The following is a 2,565-nucleotide window of genomic DNA, read 5'->3' on the forward strand; positions in this document are numbered from 1 at the left end:
GGCCGCCCCCGTGGCCCGCCCCGTGCCCGGCCGCATGGCCGCCTCCCCCGTGGCCACCTCGGGCTCCGTGCAGATGCGCTCCCCCGACGAGCACCAGGACCCAGTACCCCACCACCACGACCAGCGCGAAGGTGAAGACCACGGTCGGATAGGCCGTGACCGCCCCCAGAAAGCCCCGCACTTGCTCTCGCCTGCCTCTGCACATCCCCCGAACGGCCACACCCCGTGGACCCGCAGGCGTCAGACTGACAGCGCCGCCGGCCGCCGCACACTGCACGAACCCGGCAGTCTTAGCGCCCTCTTAGCGTCCGGGTTCACCTCACATCCGCCGGGTCCACCACAACGGTGCGGTGGGTTCCTCGCCATAGGTCGCCGCCAGGACGCGGGCGTCGATCGTCCGCACGACCGTGGCAAGTTCGCGCCGACTCGGCCCGGAGAGCGCCCGCATCGCCCGCTCCAGCCCCGCCCGGCCCTCCGGGACCTCGTCATCGCAGCAGGGGTATCCCATGTCGTAGCCCTGGAGGCCGCCCGGGGGCAGCCCACGCCAACCGCCGCCGCACATGCGGGCGGCCTGCTCTCTCCACGCCCGCAGGTCCAGCGCGACTTTGCCGGGACACCCGATCTCGCGCTCCCACCGGCGGATCTCCGCCATCGCCCGGGCGGACACCCTGTCGACCACCGACAGCCGCGGGTCCATCCCCGACGGCAACTTCCGCGCGGCCCTCACGGCCGCAGGCCGCCTACGCGGCATCGCTCCTGAAAGACGTCGTCATGCTCGGCACGCTCCCATGCCCTGCCCCCGCGCACCACCGCATTTCCGCCTCGCCAGGGGCGCGCGTGCCGGGCGACGATCACCGGTCGACGGCCGAAGGCCACCCCGACCACGGCTTCCGGGCAGATGAGCCGCGGCTCAGGCCGCTGACGGAAATTGGGACCGCCCGAACGCCTGGCTGAACTAGCATTCCCCCGCCGCCCGCGAGCCGGCCCGCTGTCCGGGACCGGTGGCCGGGCCAGGAGGAAGGGGGAATTCCTTGACCGAGACCAAGAGACCCAAGAGACCCGTCCCCACCCGCTGGCGTGCCGGACTGGTCTCCCTGGGGGCGCTCGCCCTCGCACTGCTCGGCACCGGCCCCGCGCACGCCGACGACGGAACGGCCGCCACGCCGACCGATCTCTTCAACGGCTACCAGCACTGCTCCACCGACGCCTCCGCGCCGACCTTCCTCTGGGGAGGCAGCGGCGTCTTCGTCGAGGGCGTCGCCCAGGGCACGCCCCCCTCGAATCCGACGGGCAGCGGCTTCATGAGCATGCAGTACCGGGCCTGGCCGGTCTCCGACCCGACCCAGATCACCACGGTCACCGCGAACTTCGCCACGGCCGGCAACGAGGACGGCGCGCTCCTCCCGTCCACCGCCCTCACCGACGGTCAGACCTACGCCTGGCAGGCGCAGACGCTCTCCGGCACCTCCGTCTCGAACTGGTCGACGACCTGCTACTTCACCGTCGACAACGTCCGCCCGGACCGGCCGCCGACGATCACCTCGCCCAACTACCCGCAGAACGTGCTGAACCAGGGCGGGTCTCCGGTCCAGTTCACCTTCGGCGCCAACGGGGTCGGCGACGTCGCCGGCTACGAGTACGACTGGCAGCAGGTCCTGAGCGTCATCGGCGTCCCGATCGGCGACCACGGCATCCCGCAGCCGACGGACCCGTACAGCGACCCCAAGCACTTCGCCCGGGCGACAACCCTCGGCGGCTCCGCCACGGCCAGCCTGATCCCGCCGGAGGGTTCGGGGCTGTACACCCTCTGGGTACGCAGCCTGGACCGGGCGGGCAACCCGTCCGACGAGACCAGCTACATGCTCATGGTGAAGTACGACGGCCCGACCGCCACGCCGCTGGTCCCGAAGGTCCAGTTCGACAAGGTCACGCCGTTCCGCCTCGCCCCGGACCCGAAGCTCCAGGCAATCTCCCCGGTGGTCAGCTACACGGTGCAGACCTTCGGCGCGAACGGCCAGCAGACCACCCAGGTCAAGGCCGCCGGCGACGGCTCCGCCGAGCTGAACCTCACACTGGACGGCGCATACGGCGACTTCTTCTACGTCTCCAGCACCAGCGCCAACGGCTGGATCAGCTCCTCCTACTGGTGGACGACCGGCCCCGTCGGCACCTCTCCGACCGTCAGCTCGGATCTCTACGCCGAGAACGCCTCCAGCGGCGGCTCGGGCGTCCCGGGCACCTTCACGTTCGCCCCGAAGGTGAAGGGCGTGGCCAGCTACACCTACTCCTTCAACTGGGGCACCCCGACCACGGTCAAGGCGACCGCCGGCGGCTCGGCCCAGATCTCCTGGACCCCGCCCCAGAGCGGCTGGTACGACCTGGAGGTCTACCCGACCACCAAGGACGGCATCCAACTCGCCCCGTACGACTACTACTTCACCGTCAACTGAACCTGCCGGTCCACCGACCGGCCACCGCAATCGCCGTCCCGTGACACCCGAAGCGCTTCGGGCCGGTCCCCGGCCCGGGGCGCTTCACTCCGAACCCCGCGAACTCCGTTGACCG

Annotated in this window: 2 protein-coding genes and 1 pseudogene; 1 reads left to right on the forward strand and 2 read right to left on the reverse strand. The window is 71.2% G+C overall.

The window, feature by feature from the left end; all coding sequences use genetic code 11:
- Both TR48_RS46195 and TR48_RS38400 read right to left on the reverse strand, forming a co-directional pair.
- Window positions 1-181: pseudogene (locus TR48_RS46195) on the reverse strand (hypothetical protein); the annotation flags it as partial.
- A gap of 138 nt (window positions 182-319) precedes the next feature.
- A complete protein-coding gene (locus tag TR48_RS38400) occupies window positions 320-652 on the reverse strand; it encodes a hypothetical protein (RefSeq protein WP_236652529.1) in 333 nt (110 codons plus the stop codon).
- A 379-nt stretch (window positions 653-1,031) separates the two neighbouring features.
- Here TR48_RS38400 and TR48_RS38405 point away from each other — a divergent pair, with 379 nt between their 5' ends.
- Window positions 1,032-2,450 carry a hypothetical protein gene (locus tag TR48_RS38405; RefSeq protein WP_042375641.1) on the forward strand — a complete coding sequence of 473 codons (1,419 nt, stop codon included), beginning with the start codon at window positions 1,032-1,034 and terminating at the stop codon, window positions 2,448-2,450.
- Window positions 2,451-2,565 lie beyond the last annotated feature (115 nt).

The sequence above is a fragment of the Streptacidiphilus neutrinimicus genome (genome assembly GCF_000787815.1).
In the GTDB taxonomy this organism is placed as follows: domain Bacteria; phylum Actinomycetota; class Actinomycetes; order Streptomycetales; family Streptomycetaceae; genus Streptacidiphilus; species Streptacidiphilus neutrinimicus.